At 65.1% G+C, this 17001-nt stretch carries 13 protein-coding genes and 1 pseudogene; 4 read left to right on the top strand and 10 right to left on the bottom strand.

Translation table 11 applies throughout. The features are described 5' to 3' along the window. Nucleotides 1–80 precede the first annotated feature (80 nt). The 3 genes from addB to trxA all read left to right on the top strand — a co-directional run bounded on the left by addB (nt 81) and on the right by trxA (nt 7121). The gene (gene addB, locus A3AI_RS0106835; protein WP_024514865.1) at nt 81–3227 is read left to right on the top strand and encodes a double-strand break repair protein AddB; all 3147 of its coding nucleotides are present in this window, start codon (nt 81–83) and stop codon (nt 3225–3227) included. Next, nucleotides 3221–6703, top strand: coding sequence for a double-strand break repair helicase AddA (gene addA, locus A3AI_RS42365; protein WP_036047602.1), 3483 nt, complete (start codon nt 3221–3223; stop codon nt 6701–6703). The genes addB and addA overlap by 7 nt, the downstream gene beginning before the upstream one ends. A 97-nt stretch (nt 6704–6800) precedes the next feature. Further along, complete coding sequence (trxA, locus tag A3AI_RS0106845) at nt 6801–7121, top strand: thioredoxin (protein WP_024514866.1); 321 nt, start codon at nt 6801–6803, stop codon at nt 7119–7121. Between the two features lie 76 nt (nt 7122–7197). Here the strand turns inward: trxA and A3AI_RS47295 are convergent. From A3AI_RS47295 to trpA, 4 genes and pseudogenes are all read right to left on the bottom strand, one after another. Continuing rightward, nucleotides 7198–7290 (bottom strand): annotated as a pseudogene (locus tag A3AI_RS47295) (metallophosphoesterase family protein); the annotation flags it as partial. Between the two features lie 11 nt (nt 7291–7301). Next, nucleotides 7302–8645: a bifunctional folylpolyglutamate synthase/dihydrofolate synthase gene (locus tag A3AI_RS0106850; protein ID WP_024514867.1), complete on the bottom strand. Its 1344-nt coding sequence runs from the start codon at nt 8643–8645 to the stop codon at nt 7302–7304. Beyond that, entirely contained in the window at nt 8642–9580 is a 939-nt protein-coding gene (gene accD, locus A3AI_RS0106855; protein ID WP_024514868.1) for an acetyl-CoA carboxylase, carboxyltransferase subunit beta, read from the bottom strand. The genes A3AI_RS0106850 and accD overlap by 4 nt, the downstream gene beginning before the upstream one ends. A 95-nt stretch (nt 9581–9675) precedes the next feature. Further along, nucleotides 9676–10512, bottom strand: coding sequence for a tryptophan synthase subunit alpha (trpA, locus tag A3AI_RS0106860; protein ID WP_024514869.1), 837 nt, complete (start codon nt 10510–10512; stop codon nt 9676–9678). Nucleotides 10513–10593: 81 nt separating this feature from the next. Here trpA and A3AI_RS0106865 point away from each other — a divergent pair, with 81 nt between their 5' ends. Continuing rightward, nucleotides 10594–10938, top strand: coding sequence for an endonuclease domain-containing protein (locus A3AI_RS0106865; RefSeq protein ID WP_024514870.1), 345 nt, complete (start codon nt 10594–10596; stop codon nt 10936–10938). Nucleotides 10939–11020: 82 nt separating this feature from the next. On the opposite strand, the gene trpB is transcribed toward A3AI_RS0106865, so the two are convergent. The 6 genes from trpB to rpsA form a co-directional block, all read right to left on the bottom strand. After that, nucleotides 11021–12235 carry a tryptophan synthase subunit beta gene (trpB, locus tag A3AI_RS0106870; protein WP_024514871.1) on the bottom strand — a complete coding sequence of 405 codons (1215 nt, stop codon included), beginning with the start codon at nt 12233–12235 and terminating at the stop codon, nt 11021–11023. An 11-nt stretch (nt 12236–12246) separates the two neighbouring features. Further along, entirely contained in the window at nt 12247–12906 is a 660-nt protein-coding gene (locus A3AI_RS0106875) for a phosphoribosylanthranilate isomerase (RefSeq protein WP_024514872.1), read from the bottom strand. 57 nt (nt 12907–12963) lie between these two features. Next, nucleotides 12964–13350, bottom strand: a complete 387-nt coding sequence (locus tag A3AI_RS0106880) for a lipopolysaccharide assembly protein LapA domain-containing protein (protein ID WP_024514873.1) — start codon at nt 13348–13350, stop codon at nt 12964–12966. A 102-nt stretch (nt 13351–13452) separates the two neighbouring features. Further along, nucleotides 13453–13761, bottom strand: a complete 309-nt coding sequence (locus A3AI_RS0106885) for an integration host factor subunit beta (protein ID WP_024514874.1) — start codon at nt 13759–13761, stop codon at nt 13453–13455. Nucleotides 13762–13931: 170 nt separating this feature from the next. Next, the gene (gene sppA / locus A3AI_RS0106890; RefSeq protein ID WP_024514875.1) at nt 13932–14912 is read right to left on the bottom strand and encodes a signal peptide peptidase SppA; all 981 of its coding nucleotides are present in this window, start codon (nt 14910–14912) and stop codon (nt 13932–13934) included. A gap of 221 nt (nt 14913–15133) precedes the next feature. Next, nucleotides 15134–16843, bottom strand: a complete 1710-nt coding sequence (gene rpsA / locus A3AI_RS0106895; RefSeq protein WP_024514876.1) for a 30S ribosomal protein S1 — start codon at nt 16841–16843, stop codon at nt 15134–15136. Nucleotides 16844–17001: the final 158 nt, after the last annotated feature.

Consider the following 17001-nt stretch of genomic DNA (forward strand, 5'->3'; position numbering starts at 1 on the left):
TTCCACTGCCAACGCTTGCATGCCCATGACCGATCCACGATCCATCCGTATATTCGCCGTGACATCGAATCAGGACTTTCATGCGCGTCTTCAGTGTTCCGCTTTCCGTGCCGTTCCTGCGCAGCGTCATTGCCGCGCTGATCGACGGCCGGCTGGTGCAAGGCTTTGAGGCACGGAACGATCCGGCGCGGCTAGCCGAAGCAACGCTGTACTTGCCGACCCGCCGCGCGGTGCGGGTGGCGCGCGAGGTGTTCCTCGACGAACTGCAAAGCGACGCGGCGGTGCTGCCGCGCATCGTGCCGCTCGGAGACATCGACGAGGACGAACTCGCTTTTGCCGACGAGGCTGAGGCGCTCGGCGGCGCCGCGCCGCTGGAAATTCCGCCGCGGCTAGGCGAGCTGGAGCGGCGCCTGACCCTGGCGCGCCTGGTCGCGGCCTGGGCCAAGGGCGAGGTGCTGGCGCCGCTGGTGGTCGGCGGGCCAGCGTCAACATTGTCACTTGCCGCCGATCTGGCGCGGTTGATCGACGACATGGTGACGCGCGACGTGCCGTGGGACGCTCTCGACGATCTCGTGCCTGACAATCTCGACCCGTATTGGCAGCACTCGCTGCAGTTCCTGCAGATCGCCCGCAAGACCTGGCCGGACTATCTCGCCGAGATCGGCAAGATCGAGCCCGCGGCACGGCGCGATTTCCTGATCGCCGCGGAAGCGAAGCGGCTGAGTGCGCATCACGCGGGCCCCGTGATCGCAGCCGGTTCCACCGGCTCGATGCCGGCCACCGCGAAATTCCTCCATGCGGTGGCGAACCTGCCCAACGGCGCGGTGGTGCTGCCGGGGCTCGACACCGATCTCGACGAGGACGCCTGGAAGAGCATCGGCGGCGTGAAGAACGCAGCTGGCGCCTTCGAGATTCATCCCGCCTCCAACCATCCACAATTCGCCATGCACGCGCTTTTGCGCCGCTTCGGCTTCGCGCGGCGCGATGTCGAGATCCTGTCGATGCCCGCGGCCAATGGCCGCGAAATGCTGCTGTCAGAGGCGATGCGTCCCTCGCACGCCACCGACCATTGGCACGAACGGCTGCAGCAGCAAGACGTCGCCGCGCGCATCGCAGCCGGCATGCAAAATCTCGCGGTGATCGAAGCGCCCAACCCGGAAATGGAGGCACTGGCGATTGCGGTCGCCATGCGCGAGGCGCAACACCTGCAGAAATCCGCGGCGCTGGTAACGCCGGACCGCGCGCTTGCGCGGCGCGTGACGGCGGCGCTGGCACGCTGGAATCTCGACTTTGACGATTCCGGCGGCGAGGCACTGATCGAGACCTCGACCGGCATCTTTGCCCGCCTTGTCGCCGAGGCCGTAGCGCGAGGGCTGGAGCCGCCGACCTTGCTCGCGCTGCTGAAGCATCCGCTGTGCCGGCTCGGCGGCGGGGCAGGCAGTTTCAAGTCCACGATCGAAGCGCTGGAGCTGGCCGTGCTACGCGGCACCCGGCCGCAACCCGGCACCAGCGGGCTCGCAAACGAGTTTTGCCGCTTCCATGAGGAGCTCGGCAAACTGAACCGTGGCGACCCCTCCGGGCTGCACAAGGCCGAGCAGCGGGCGCGGCTGAGCAACGATCAGCTCGATGGCATCAGCGCGCTTGTCGGACGGCTCAAGGCAGCGCTTGCGCCGTTGGAAGCGCTGGCAGCGAAAAAGCCATTTGATTTCGCCGAGCTGGCGCAGCGGCATCGCGACGTGCTGATCGAGCTGTCGCGCGACGAGCGCGGCATCGCACTTGCTTTCGAGGGACAGGACGGCCTTGCGCTCGCCGCGGCTTTCGACGATCTGCTCGCCGAACAGCGGCGCAGCGGACTGCTGCTGCAACTGCCTGATTATCCAGAGGTGTTCCAGACCGCTTTCGCCGACCGCGCCGTGCGCCGCGCCGAGAAGATCGGCGCCACCTTGCACATCTATGGTCCGCTGGAGTCCCGGCTGATGCAGGCCGATCGCTTCATCATCGGCGGGCTGATCGAAGGCGTCTGGCCCCCGGCGCCGCGGATGGATCCGTGGCTGAGCCGGCCGATGCGCCATGAGCTTGGCCTCGATCTACCCGAGCGGCGCATCGGCCTTTCCGCCCATGACTTCGCGCAACTGCTCGGCGGCGACGAGGTGATCCTCAGTCACGCCGCGAAGGCCGGCGGCGCGCCGGCCGTCGCCTCGCGCTTCCTGCATCGGCTGCAAGCGGTTGCGGGCGATGCGCCGTGGCAGGCGGCGAAGGAGAAGGGCGAGCGCTACGTCCGCTTCGCGGAAGAGCTCGACCGGCCCGAGAAGGTCACGCCGATCGGCCAGCCCGAGCCGAGACCGCCACGCGCGACGCGGCCGCAAAAGCTCTCGGTCACCGCGATCGAGGACTGGCTGCGCGATCCCTACACCATCTACGCCAAATACATCCTCAGGCTCGAGGCGCTCGATCCCGTCGACATGCCGCTGTCGGCGGCCGACCGCGGCTCGGCGATCCATGACGCGATCGGTGCGTTCACCAGGGAGTTCACAGAGAAGCTCCCCGACCAGGCGGCGGAAATGCTCCGGCAGATCGGCACGCGTTATTTCGCACCGCTGATGGAGCGCCCCGAGGCGCGCGCGCTGTGGTGGCCGCGCTTCCTGCGCATCGCCGGCTGGTTCGCGGAATGGGAGAGCGCGCGGCGCGACCATATCGAAGCAATCAACGCCGAGATCATGGGTGAGATCACCATTCCCCTCGACAATGGCCGTTCTTTCCGTCTCAACGCCCGCGCCGACCGCATCGAGCGCCGCCGCGACGGCACCTACGCCATTCTCGACTACAAGACCGGCCAGCCGCCGACGGGCAAGCAGGTGCGCATGGGCCTGTCGCCGCAACTGACGCTGGAAGCGGCAATTTTGCGCGAAGGCGGCTTTCCCAACATCCCGGGCGGCGGCTCGGTCGGCGAGCTGGTCTATGTCCGTCTCTCCGGCAACAATCCGCCGGGCGAAGAACGAAGCCTCGAATTGAAGATCAGGCCGGGTGACACGCCGCAGCCGCCTGATCGAGCCGCCAACTATGCGCGCGAGCAGCTCGAGGTACTCGTCCGCAAGTTCGAAAATGAAGACGAGCCGTATCGCTCGCTGAACCTGCCGATGTGGAGCAATCGCTACGGCGCATACGACGATCTCGCGCGGATCAAGGAATGGTCGGCGGCGGGCGGACTGGGGATTGAGGAATGGTGAAGGCGCCCCGTCCTATCCCCGACGCTGTTCGCGCCGCGCAGAAGCGCGCCTCGGACCCGGACGCCTCGGCCTTCGTCTCGGCCAATGCCGGCTCGGGCAAGACCCATGTTCTTGTACAGCGGGTGATCCGGCTGCTGCTATCAGGCGCACCGCCGGAAAAGATCCTCTGCATCACTTTCACCAAGGCTGCCGCCGCCAACATGGCCGAGCGCGTGTTCTCGACCCTCGGCCACTGGGTGACGCTGGACGATGCCTCGCTCGATGCCGCTATCCGCGAGGCCGGCATTCCCTATCCCAACGCACGGCTGCGCGACTCTGCGCGCAAGCTGTTCGCCAGCGCGCTGGAAACGCCGGGCGGCCTGAAGGTGCAGACCATTCACGCGCTCTGCGCCCGCCTCTTGCAGCAATTTCCCTTCGAGGCCAACGTTCCCGCGCGCTTTGCCGTGCTCGACGACCGCGACCAGGCCGAGATGATGGAGCGCGCCAATCTATCCGTCTTCCTCGAGGCGTCGCGCGATCCCTCGAGCGCGACCGGCCGCGCGCTGCTGACCGCCATGGCGAGCGCAGCCGATGTCACCTTCAAGGACGTGGTGCGCGAAGCCTGCCTCTCCCGCGATCATTTCATGCGCTGGACCGATACGGCTGGCAGCGCGGACACAGCGGCGGCGCAAGCAGCCGCCGCGCTCGGCGTCAGCGCCGACGACGCCATTGAGGACGTCGAGCGCGAGATCCTGGACGGCTCGTTCCTGCCTCGCCGACGCTGGGAGGCGATAGCGCAGGCCCTCGATACAGGCAGAAAGTCGGACCAAGATCAGGGAACGCGTCTGCGCGGGTCGTTGGCGTTTTCTGGCGCCGCACAAGTCGATTCATATCTAACTGTTTTTCTCACCGAGGAGCGAGTGCCTCGCAAGGCGGTGCTCACTCAGAGATTTTGTGACGACAACCCGAGCGTCGCACGCCTGTTCGACGCGGAAATTCAGCGCCTGTCGTCGCTGATCGAAAAGCGCCGGGCAATCACGGTGCGCGACCGCACCTCCGCCTTGCTGCATATCGCAACCGCGGCAGCCGCGCATTACCGGCGCGAGAAGGACGAGCGCGGGCTTCTGGACTACGAGGACCTGATCGACAAGACGCTCGCCATGCTCGACCGTGTCTCCGCCGGCTGGGTGCATTACAAGCTCGACCGCGGTGTCGATCATGTTTTGATCGACGAAGCGCAGGATACCAGCCCCAAGCAATGGGACATTGTCGCCCGCCTGATCGAGGAGTTCACCTCAGGCAAAGGCGCGCGCGAGGGCCTGACCCGCACCATCTTCGCGGTCGGCGACGAGAAGCAGTCGATCTTCTCCTTCCAGGGCGCCGCACCCCGCGAGTTCGCCGAGCGCCGGCGCGATCTCAGAAAGAAATTCGAGGACGCCGGGCTGAAATTCGACCCGGTCTCTTTCACCTATTCGTTCCGCTCGGGGCCGGCGATCCTGCAATCCGTCGACCATGTATTCCGCGATCCACGGATCTACGGCAGCATCCATGCGGAAAACGCCTATCCGGTGCACGAATCGCTCGGCGATGCCGGCCCCAGCCTGATCGAGTTCTGGGATCTCGCCGAGCCTGACAAACGCAATGATATCGAGGGCTGGCGCGCGCCGTTCGACGGCGTCTCGGCGACCAGCCCGGAAGTGAAACTCTCCCGCCGCATCCAGGCCGAGATCAAGCGGCTGATCGAGAGCGGCACCCTCACGGGGCATGAGGGTGCGCGACGGTCGCTGCGCTATGGCGACGTTCTCATCCTGGTACGCCGGCGCGGCAACGCATTCGATGCGGTGATCCAGGCGCTCAAGCACGCCAATATTCCCGTCGCCGGCGCCGACCGGCTGAAGCTGACCGAGCATATCGCGATCATTGACCTGATGAATCTCGCAGATGCACTGCTGCTGCCGCAAGACGATCTGGCGCTGGCCGTCGCGCTGAAAAGCCCACTGTTCGGGCTCGACGATGACGACCTGTTCACACTCGCCCATGAACGCAAGGGATCGCTGCGGCAGGCGCTGTCGCTTCAGGCGTCGGACAACGCCAAATTCAAGGACGTGCTCGACCGGCTCGATCAATGCGAGCGCCGCTCTGTGCAGGACACACCGTTTGCATTCTATGCCTGGCTGCTCGGCGGCGATGGCGGACGCAAGCGCTTTCTGCGACGGCTCGGCCATGAGGCCAATGATGCGCTCGACGAATTCCTTGAGCTCGCGCTGAGCTATGAGCGCAAGGCGCCAGCCTCGCTGCAGGGATTCGTGGCGTGGCTACGCGCCGCCGACACCGAGGTCAAGCGCGACATGGAAATCTCGCGCGACGAGGTTCGCGTCATGACCGTGCATGGCGCCAAAGGGTTGGAGGCTTCCGTGGTGTTCCTGGTCGACACCACCTCCTCGCCCTCGGACACACAGCGGCTGCGGCTCATTCACCTGCCCGACAGCAAAGGCGGCAAGGTCGTGGTCTGGGCCGGCCGCAAGGCGGAGGACCCCGTCATGGTCGCGCAGGCTCGCCAGGCGATGCTTGACGACACCGAGGACGAATACCGCCGCCTGCTTTATGTCGCCATGACTCGCGCCGCCGACCGCCTTGTCGTCGGCGGCTGCATGCCCGGCAACATGAACAAGGTCCGCCTCCACTCCTGGTATGATCTGATCGACAAGGGCCTCACCCAATCCGGCCTTGGGCAGGAAACCGTCGAGACGCCGGATGGTCCGGTCAAGCGGTTTTCGCGCACGGCCGATGGACAGCCGGCCGCCGGCACGCCGGCGCCTGTTGTACGGAGCCCTCCGAGCGCGCTGCCGGATTGGCTGGTGACGCCGCTGCCGGGCCGGCCTTCCCTCGACAATCTGCTGCGCCCATCGGAGGCGGGTGGCGCGAGCCGCAGCGCAGCGTCGGGGGAATCGGTGCTGGAACGGTCGCGCGCCATGCAGCGCGGCTCGCTGGTGCACCGGCTGCTGCAATCGCTGCCCGACATCTCCCCTATCAGGCGCCGCGACGCCGCGACCAACTATCTCGCCCGCAACGCCATCGGCTGGAGCGAGCCCGAGCGCGAGGCGCTTGGGCAAGGCGCGCTGGCCCTGATCGACGACCCGCGCTTTGCCGCTGTGTTCGCGCCCGGCAGCCGTGCCGAGGTCTCGATCGTGGGTCGGCTGGAGCTGCCCGGCCGGCCGTTGGTCTCAGGCCAGATCGACCGGCTGGTGGTCGCGGACAACGAGGTGCTGATCGTCGATTTCAAGACCAACCACTCTCCCCCCACCGATCCTGCCCTGGCGCCTCCCACTTACGTCCGCCAACTGGCGCTTTACCGGGCCGTCCTGCGCAAGCTTTATCCCAATCGGGCAGTCCGTGCCGCGCTGCTTTGGACCGAAACGCCTGATTTCATGGAAATTTTGGCTCCCGCGCTGGACGCGGCACTGGCATCCCTGGATCGCGGGCGCCAGCCCGCTTGACCCGGCAACACCCCGTTCATAGGTTTCAGCGCATGATCCCGGGCGCGATTCTCAGGTCCAGCAAAGCGCCCTCTCTCCAACTGAACGAGGTATCTCCATGGCCGTTGGTAAAGTATCTGACGCCGATTTCGAAGCTGAAGTGCTCAAGGCGTCCGGCCCGGTGGTTGTCGATTTCTGGGCCGAGTGGTGCGGCCCCTGTCGCATGATCGCGCCTGCGCTCGACGAGATCGCCGGCACGATGGGTGACAAGGTCAAGATCGTGAAGCTCAATGTCGACGAGAGCCCGAAGACAGCGTCGAAATACGGCGTGATGTCGATCCCGACCCTGATGATTTTCAAGGGCGGCGAAATGGCTTCCCGCCAGGTCGGTGCCGCACCGAAGGCAAAGCTGCAGCAGTGGATTTCCGGCGCGGTGTGATTGCCGCGTTCGGATAGTGAGTGCTTGTGAAACGGCCGGCCAACAGCCGGCTGTTTTGTTTGATTGAAGCGGGAGCGATGCCGGTGACGCCCTGTGCCCGGATATCGGCGAGCAGAGCTTCCAGCGCGAGATGATTGCCGCGCACGTCCGCGATCACCGCAAACCGCATCAGCCCCCTCCCTAGCTTGGCGGTGTGCCGTTGATCGCCAGCACGTGGCCGGCAAGGTAGAGGGAGCCCGTGATCAGGATGCGCGGGGACACCTCATAGGCGAGCCGCGCGATCCCGCACAGCGCAGCCTCAACCCCGCGGGCGATTTCCACGCGCATGCCGAGCGCGCGCGCGGCGTCGGCAAGGCGCTCCGGTGGCATCGCATTGTCCTGGTCCGGAATCGGCACTGCGATGATGTGGCGCGTAAGCCCGGCGAAATTGGTGAGAAAGGCGCTGGCGTCCTTGTTCGCCATCATGCCCGCGATCACCACCAGCGGGCGCGAGACGCGCTCCTCGAGATCGCCCAACGCCGTGGCTGCGACCCGGCCGCCTTCCGCATTGTGGCCGCCGTCGAGCCAGATCTCGGAGCCCTGCGGCCCCAGCGCAATCAGCGCGCCCGACGACAGGCGCTGCATCCGCGCCGGCCATTCGGCATTGACGATGCCGGCTTCGTATGCGCGATGCGGTATCTTCAAGCGATCGATCGCCCGCAGCGTTGCGATCGCAAGCCCGGCATTGTCGAACTGATGCCGCCCGAACAGTTTTGGCGCGGCAAGATCCATCAAGCCGCGCTCGTCCTGGTAGACCAGCCGGCCGTGCTCGACGCCGACATGCCATTGCTGGCCGGCCACATGCATCGGCGCCCGCATCCGCCGCGCCTCTTGTTCGATCTCGTCCATCGCCTCAGCCATCTGTTCGCCGCAGACCACCGGCACGCCGCGCTTGATGATGGCGGCCTTTTCGCCGGCGATGGAGGTCAAGGTGGGCCCAAGGAAATCCATATGGTCCATGCTGATCGGCGTCAGCACTGAGGCGAGCGGGCTGGCGACGACGTTGGTCGCATCCAAGCGGCCGCCGAGCCCGACCTCCAGCAGCACCACGTCAGCCGGATGCTGCGCGAACAGGTGAAAGGCCGCCGCCGTCTTCGCCTCGAAGAAGGTAATGGGCGCGCCGGCATTGACGGCTTCGCAATGCGCAAACGCCTCGCACAACTCCTCATCGGTGGCGAGCCGGCCGCCGCCGACCTGGCCGATCCGAAAGCTCTCGTTGATCCGCACCAGATAGGGCGAGGTGTAGGTGTGAACGCGCAGGCCGGCGGCTTCCAGGATCGCCCGCAAGTAGGCGACCGTCGAGCCTTTGCCATTGGTGCCGGCGACATGGATCACAGGCGCCAACATCGCTTCGGGATGGCCGAGCCGCGCAAGTAGACGCTCGATGCGGTCGAGGGTGAGATCGATTTTCTTCGGATGCAGCGCAGACAGCCGCGCGATCAAATCGCCGAGTGGTGCCTGCGGTGTTTCAGCAGCCGCGTTCACGCGTCATCGGCCGGCGCCACGTCGGGCGCCGCCACGATTGTCGCCGGCTCCGGAACCAGTGGCGCCGCCCTGGGCATGCTCGGCACCGCCGGCGACTTGGTCAACACCCGCAACAGCCGCGCCAGCGTCGGCCGCAGGTCGTGGCGATGCACGACCATATCGACCATGCCGTGGTCCTTCAGATATTCGGCGCGCTGGAAACCTTCCGGCAGCTTCTCGCGGATGGTCTGCTCGATCACGCGCGCACCGGCAAAGCCGATCAGCGCACCGGGCTCGGCGATCTGCACGTCACCCAGCATGGCATAGGAGGCGGTGACGCCGCCGGTGGTGGGATTGGTCAGTACGACGATATAGGGCAGCCGCGCCTCGCGCAGCATCTGCACGGCGACCGTGGTGCGCGGCATCTGCATCAGCGACAGGATGCCTTCCTGCATCCGCGCGCCGCCGGAAGCCGCGAAAACGATGAAGGGCGATTTCTTCTCGACCGCAAGCTCCATGCCGCGGACGATCGCTTCGCCCGCCGCCATGCCGAGCGAGCCGCCCATGAAATCGAAATCCTGCACCGCGATCACGACGGCCGCGCCTTCCAGCTTGCCGTAGCCGATCTTCACCGCATCGTTCAGGCTGGTGCGGGCGCGCGCATCCTTGATGCGGTCGGCGTAACGCTTCTCGTCACGGAACTTGAGCGGATCGGGCGTCACCTCCGGCAGCGCCACGTCGAACCAGGTCTCGTTGTCGAACATCGATTTCAGCCGCGCCACCGCGCCCATGCGCATGTGGTAGTTCGAGCCGGGAATGACGAACTGGTTGGCCTCGACATCCTTGTAGAACACGAGCTGCCCGGAATCGGGGCATTTGATCCACAAATTCTCCGGCGTCTCGCGCCGCAGGATGTTGCGGATCTTTGGCCGGACCACATTGGTGAGCCAGTTCATGTCTTGCTCCGGTTCGCGATTCGGTGGGGATCGCCCTCGAATATATGGCCGCCGGGCTCGGGCCCGGCAAGCCGTGGTTAGGGGCAGATTGTGGCTTATTCTGCGGCCTGTTGGGCGCCCCGGACGCCTTGCGCCAGCGATACGGCGAGCTCGGCCACTGCATCGACGGTCCGGGCCGTGGCGCGGCCGTCGGCATCGAGACTGCCGCGCAGCGCATCGACCAGCGCGGTGCCGACCACTGCTCCGTCGGCATGCTCGGCGATGGCGCGCGCGGCTTGCGGCGTGCGGATGCCGAAGCCGACGCAGACCGGCAGATCGGTGTGCCGCTTGATCCGCGCCACCGCGTCGCCGACCGCCCTGGAATCGGCCGCCGCCGCACCCGTGATGCCGGTGATCGAGACGTAGTAGACAAAGCCCGAGGTGTTGGCGAGCACCGCGGGCAAGCGTTTGTCGTCGGTAGTCGGCGTCGCCAGGCGAATGAAATTGAGCCCCGCCTTGAGCGCGGGCACGCAGAGCTCGGTGTCCTCCTCCGGCGGCAGGTCGACGATGATCAGGCCATCGATACCGGCGCTCTTGGCGTCGTCCAGGAACTTGTCCACCCCGTAGATGTAGATCGGGTTGTAGTAACCCATCAGCACCAGCGGCGTCGCGGCGTCGTCCTTGCGGAAGCTGCGCACCAACTCCAGCGTTTTCTTCAGCGTCATGCCGGCGTTGAGCGCACGCAGGCCCGCCGCCTGGATCGACGGGCCGTCGGCCATCGGATCGGTAAAGGGCATGCCGATCTCGATGATATCGGCGCCGGCCTTCGGCATCGCCTTGATGACCTGCAGCGACGTCTCCGGATCGGGATCGCCGGCCATCAGGAAGGTCACGAACGCCGACCGGCCCTCGCGCTTGAGCTTTGCGAACAGTGCATCGATGCGAGTCGTCATAATGCGGCACACGCTGTGGTACACCTCTCCCCAGAGGGGAGAGGTCGGATCGCATCGCAAGATGCGAGCCGGGTGAGGGGAATGGACAGGTTCAAAACCAGGGCACGAATCCTTCGGGCTTCGCAAACCAACGCTGAAGCGAGGCTATGGCAGGCGCTCCGCAACCTGCGATTGGCCCATTGGAAGTTCCGGCGACAGCATTCCATCGACCGATACGTCGTGGACTTTGTAAGTCTGGCAGGAAAGCTCATCGTGGAAGTGGATGGCGTTACCCATACTGAGCCGGCGGACGTCGCGCGGGATGAGGAGCGGACGAAAGCACTCGAGGCTTTCGGCTTCCTCGTCGTTCGGGTGTCGAACACCGATGTGTATGACAATCTTGAGGGAGTTCTCGAGATGATCGCAGGCACACTTCGATTCGATTGAGAGGAGAGATCCCTCACCCGGCTGCTTCGCAGCCGACCTCTCCCCACAGGGGAGAGGTGCAGGAGAGAGCGCCGCTCGATGGTCACTTCCTCCCCCGCAGGATGTCGCCGACTTGCGGGACGTCCTTGTCGCCACGGCCGGAGAGATTGACAACCATCAGATGATCCCTGGGCCGCTTGGGCGCGAGCTCCATGACCTTGGCGATGGCGTGGGCCGGCTCCAGCGCCGGGATGATACCTTCGAGCCGCGACAAGAGTTGAAACGCGGCAAGCGCCTCGTCGTCGGTCGCGGACAGATAGTTCACGCGGCCGACCTCGTGCAGCCAGGAATGCTCCGGGCCGATGCCGGGATAATCGAGGCCTGCGGAGATCGAATGCGCGTCCTGGATCTGGCCGTCCTCGTTCATCAGGAGATAGGTGCGGTTGCCATGCAGCACGCCAGGCCGGCCGCCGGCGATCGAGGCAGCATGCAATTGCGTGAGCCCATGGCCCGCCGCTTCGACACCGAAGATCTCGACCGAGGGATCGTCGAGGAACGGGTGAAACAGCCCCATCGCATTGGAGCCGCCGCCGATGCAGGCGATCAGCGAATCCGGCAGCCGCCCCTCCACGTCCTGCATCTGTTGGCGCGTCTCGTTGCCGATCACGGACTGGAAGTCACGCACCAGCGTCGGATAGGGATGGGGACCGGCGACCGTGCCGATGCAATAGAACGTGTTGTGCACATTGGTGACCCAGTCGCGCAGCGCCTCGTTCATGGCGTCCTTCAGCGTCCTGGTGCCGGACTGCACCGGGACGACCTCCGCGCCCAGCATCTCCATGCGGATCACATTGGGCTGCTGCCGCGCCACGTCGACCGCGCCCATATAGACGATGCATTCCAGCCCAAAGCGCGCGCACAGCGTCGCGGTCGCGACGCCGTGCTGGCCGGCGCCGGTCTCGGCGATGATCCGCTTCTTGCCCATGCGCCGTGCGAGCATGATCTGGCCGAGCACATTGTTCACCTTGTGGGAGCCGGTGTGATTGAGCTCCTCGCGCTTCAGATAGATCTTCGCGCCACCGAGATGCTCCGTGAGACGCTCGGCGTAATAAAGCGGCGAAGGCCGGCCGACATAGTTCTTCAGATAACCATCCATCTCGGCCCGGAAGGCCGGATCGGCCTTGGCGTCGGCGTAGGCCTTCTCCAGGTCGAGGATCAGCGGCATCAGGGTTTCCGCGACAAAGCGGCCACCGAAGATGCCGAAATGGCCGCGCTCGTCGGGACCGCTGCGGAAGGAATTTGGTTTTGCCAGTGTCATCGTATCGCCAGTTATCGTATCGCCAGTTCTTGGGTGGCGCGCGCCGCGCGGATGAAACATTCGATCAGCTGCGGGTCTTTGACGCCGGGCGCGCGCTCGACGCTGGAGGAGACATCGACGCCACCGGCCCGGGTGACGCGCAGCGCCTCCGCGACATTGTCAGCGGTGAGCCCGCCGGAGACCATGAAGGGCCGCTTCAGGTCGAGATTTGTCAGCACGCGCCAGTCGAAGGTCGTCCCCAGCCCGCCCGGCCGCGTGGCGTGCTTGGGCGGGCGCGCATCGAACAGGATGCGGTCGGAGACCGCGGCGTAATCAAGCAGGCCGGCAAGATCGGCTGAGGTCTCGACCGGGAGCGCCTTCATCACCTCGAGGCCGAATCTCTGCTTCAGTTCCAGAATCCGCGCCACGCTCTCGTGGCCGTGCAGCTGCAGAATGTCGGGCCTGAGCGCCGTGACAATGGCAGACAGGGCCGCGTCATCGGCATCGACCGTCAGCGCGGCCTTTTGGGCGCGGCCCGCGACGGAAGCAGCCAGCTCGCGGGCCATGTCAAATGAAACATTCCGGGGCGAGGGCGGGAAGAATACGAAACCCACCATGTCGGCGCCCGCACCAAGCGCCGCGTCGAGCGTCTCGCGCGTGGACAGGCCGCAAATCTTTACCGTCAAGGACATGGCTCGGTTCGGGTCGGCTTTTCGTGGGGCGGAAGCCGGGCTTCCGCATGCGCGCTTCTACAACGTCGCACCCTGCTTGTCTCGCCCGGAAGCCCCGTAAAACCCGCCATTTGCCGGGGCCGGAAGCCGCCCGGAGCCGGTGCGCATGGTGCTGGCGCGAAGGTCCGCCAGCTCGGCCCTCGCCGCCCGCGCATCGGCCTCGTGCCGGCGCGCCGCCCGCCGCCAATGTCGCTGGCCCCACCAGGTGGCAATGCCGCCCATGATGACGCCTAGCATCGCGACCACGATGACCAGGACGAACAGCCGCACATCGGCTGAGAGAGCCGGATCGGCGGAATTGAAGGGATCGAACGAGACCGTGACGAAATGCCGGTTCGCCACCCCAAAGGCCACGAGGATGAGGAACAGCGGAACGACGATCAGATAGGTGAGGAATTTTCGCATCAGACGCGCTCGCATGGATCGCCACCGGCGCATGCGTATCATGCGCAAGGGCCAAAAACAGCCCTTTAAGCGGCTGCCGCCCTCAATGAGGCAAGCGCGAGATCAGTCGTCGGCCTCGGCAGCCCCGGGATCATCCCGGTTGAGCCGCTCGCGCATTTCCTTGCCGGTCTTGAAGAACGGCACGTTCTTCTGGTCGACGGGCACATGGGCACCGGTCCGCGGATTGCGGCCCGCACGCGCCGGGCGATGCTTGACCGAAAAGGCGCCGAAGCCGCGCAGCTCCACCCGATCGCCGCGCGCGAGCGCTGCGACGATCTCGTCGAGAATCGCGTTCACGATGTTCTCGATGTCCCGCTGATAGAGGTGCGGGTTGTGCTCGGCAATACGCTGGACGAGTTCGGATTTGATCATAAAGGAGTGGGCCCGGGGACGTCGTCTCTCATTTCTGTGAAAATACCTAGAACTGTCAAGACGCTAAATCAATTTAGCCCGGCACGAAAAGGGGTGACAAACGGCCAAAACCGGGCTGTCACAATACAAGCAGGACGGGAATGACCCGTCACAATCGCGGCCGGAGGCCGTCAATTGGTTCCTCCGGGCTCCCAGAGCGCGAGCATTCCGTCGAGGCTGAGGCGATCAACTGCCTGCGCCACACCGGCCTGCTCGATCTTGTGCGCGATGCCATTCAGGCCGAGTGCGTCAAGCGTAATTGATGCCGCCGTGCGCAAGAAAGTGAGGTCGCCGAAGCGCGGCGCGAGCTTGTAATCGCGGATCGGCAGGTCTTTCTTGACGTTCTTCTGCTCGACCAGCCAGGCGACTGCAGTCTTCTCGTCGCCGAGCTCGTCGACGAGCTTGAGATCGACGCCTTGACGGCCGGTGAAGACACGACCATCGGCCACTTTCTCGAGCTGCGCGTCGTCCATGCCGCGACGGCTCTTCACCAGATCGCGGAACCAGGCATACGAATCCTTCACCAGCGCGTCGAGCGCTGCGCGCGCTTCGGGGCTGGTCGGCTCAAAACCGTTCGGCGCGGCTTTCAGCGGCGAGGATTTCACTTCCTCGACCTTGACGCCGATGGTTTTCAGGAGCTCCGCGACATTCGGATATTGAAACAGCACGCCGATCGAGCCGACCAGCGAGCTCTGCTGTGCAACGATGTGATCGGAGGCGATCGCCGCGATGTAGCCACCGGAGGCTGCCAGGCCCTCGACCACCACGACAAGAGGCTTCTTGGCCTTCAGCCTTACCAGCGAATCGTAGAGCTGCTCGGAGCCCGCGGTGGTGCCGCCGGGCGAATTGATGTGCACGACGACCGCCGCCGCATTCGAGCTCTCCAGCCGCTCCAGCGCCGCGACGCGCTCGCGGTCGCTGCGTATCAGGCCCTCGATGTTGACCCGCGCAATCGAGCCTGCGCGCGTGAAGGCGCTTTGCCCGCGCGGCGAAACCAGGACGCCGATCGCCGCGATTGCCGCGATCGCAACCACTGCCGCCGAGACGCGCCAGAAGGTGAGCTTGCGCCGCATCCTGCGGCGATCGACGATCACATCCGAATCAAGCGACATCGAAATGCTCCCAGATAAGTCGCCGCCGTTTTGCCTCGGCAGCGTCAACGACGCCTTAGCTGAATACATCAATTGCCACGCAATATGAAGAAAACGTGACTTGGTCTTCGGTCGTAGTCGCCCCCGGCAGGTCCTTCACTGCTCCCCGGCCTGGAGAGGTCACAAACAAAAAGGCCCCGGCGAATGCCGGGGCCTCTGTCGCAAGCGGAACGCAAATCCGCTTACTTGTCCTTGTCGCGGTTCTTGAGCGCAGTGCCCAGGATGTCGCCCAGTGTGGCCCCCGAGTCGGAGGAGCCGTATTGCGCGATGGCCTCCTTCTCCTCGGCGACTTCCAGCGCCTTGATCGAGACCTGCACCTTGCGGGCCTTCTTGTCGAACTGGATCACGCGCGCATCGACCTTCTCGCCGACCGCGAAACGGTCGGAGCGCTGGTCGTTGCGGTCACGCGCAAGCTCGGAGCGCTTGATGAAGGTCGCGAAGTCGGTACCGACGATCTTGACCTCGATGCCGCTTTCCTTGACCTCGAGCACTTCGCAGGTCACGACCGCACCCTTCTTGACATCGCCGGGCTCCGCGAAGGGATCGCCTTCGAGCTGCTTGATGCCGAGCGAGATGCGCTCCTTTTCGACGTCCACGTCGAGCACCACAGCCTTGACGTGGTCGCCCTTCTTGAAGTTGTCGATCACCTGCTCGCCCGGAAGCTTCCAGTCGAGATCGGACAGATGCACCATGCCGTCGACATCGCCCTCGAGGCCGAGGAACAGGCCGAACTCGGTCTTGTTCTTGACCTCGCCATCGACTGTCGAACCAACCGGGTGCGCCTCGACGAAGACTTCCCAGGGATTGCGCATGGTCTGCTTGAGGCCGAGCGAGATGCGGCGCTTGACGGAATCGACTTCCAAGACCTGCACTTCGACTTCCTGCGAGGTCGAAACGATCTTGCCGGGGTGCATGTTCTTCTTGGTCCACGACATCTCGGAGACGTGGATCAGGCCCTCGATGCCCGGCTCCAGCTCCACGAAGGCGCCGTAGTCGGTGATGTTGGTGACGCGGCCGTGGAAGCGAGCACCCAGCGGGTATTTCGCCTCGATGCCCTGCCACGGATCGTCGAGCAGCTGCTTCATGCCGAGCGAGATGCGGTGCGTCTCGTGGTTGATCTTGATGATCTTGACCTTCACCGACTGGCCGATGCTAAGCACCTCGGTCGGATGGTTGACGCGGCGCCAGGCGATATCGGTGACGTGCAGCAGACCGTCGATGCCGCCGAGATCGACGAACGCGCCGTAATCGGTGATGTTCTTGACCACGCCGTCGATCACCTGCCCCTCTTCGAGGTTCTGCACCAGCTCCTGGCGCTGCTCGGCGCGGGTCTCTTCCAGCACGGTACGTCGGGAGACGACGATATTGCCGCGGCGGCGGTCCATCTTGAGGATCTGGAACGGCTGCGAGTTGTTCATCAGCGGCGCAACGTCGCGGATCGGACGAATGTCCACCTGCGAGCGCGGCAGGAAGGCCACGGCGCCGTCGAGATCGACGGTGAAGCCGCCCTTGACCTGGTTGAAGATGACGCCCATGACCTTTTCGTTGTTCTGGAACGCCTTCTCCAGCTTGCCCCAGCTCTCCTCGCGGCGCGCCTTGTCGCGCGACAGCACGGCTTCGCCGAGCGCATTCTCGATGCGGTCGAGGAACACCTCGACTTCGTCGCCGACCTTGATCTCGCTGTCACGGCCGGGGCCGGAGAATTCGCGCAGCGCGACGCGGCCCTCGGTCTTCAGGCCGACGTCGATGACGGCCATGTCCTTTTCAATCGCAACCACCGTGCCTTTGACGACGGAGGATTCCTGCAGGTTACCGCCGGCAAAGGACTCGTCGAGCATCGCGGCGAAATCGTCGCGGGACGGGGAATAAGTATTCGCAGAAGTCGAAGCCATATGTTCTCCAATGCGGGATCTTGCCGGCCATTGCGGTTAAAGGGCGTATCGCGCGCGCAGTGATCCAAGGTCCGCAAAGCCCTCGGACGACCGTGTATCGCGCTGAAAAAAACGCGAGCAGCGGGCCGGCAGAGCCTGCACGTTCGATACGTTGATTG

This window comes from Bradyrhizobium sp. Tv2a-2 (genome assembly GCF_000472425.1).
In the GTDB taxonomy this organism is placed as follows: Bacteria; Pseudomonadota; Alphaproteobacteria; order Rhizobiales; family Xanthobacteraceae; genus Bradyrhizobium.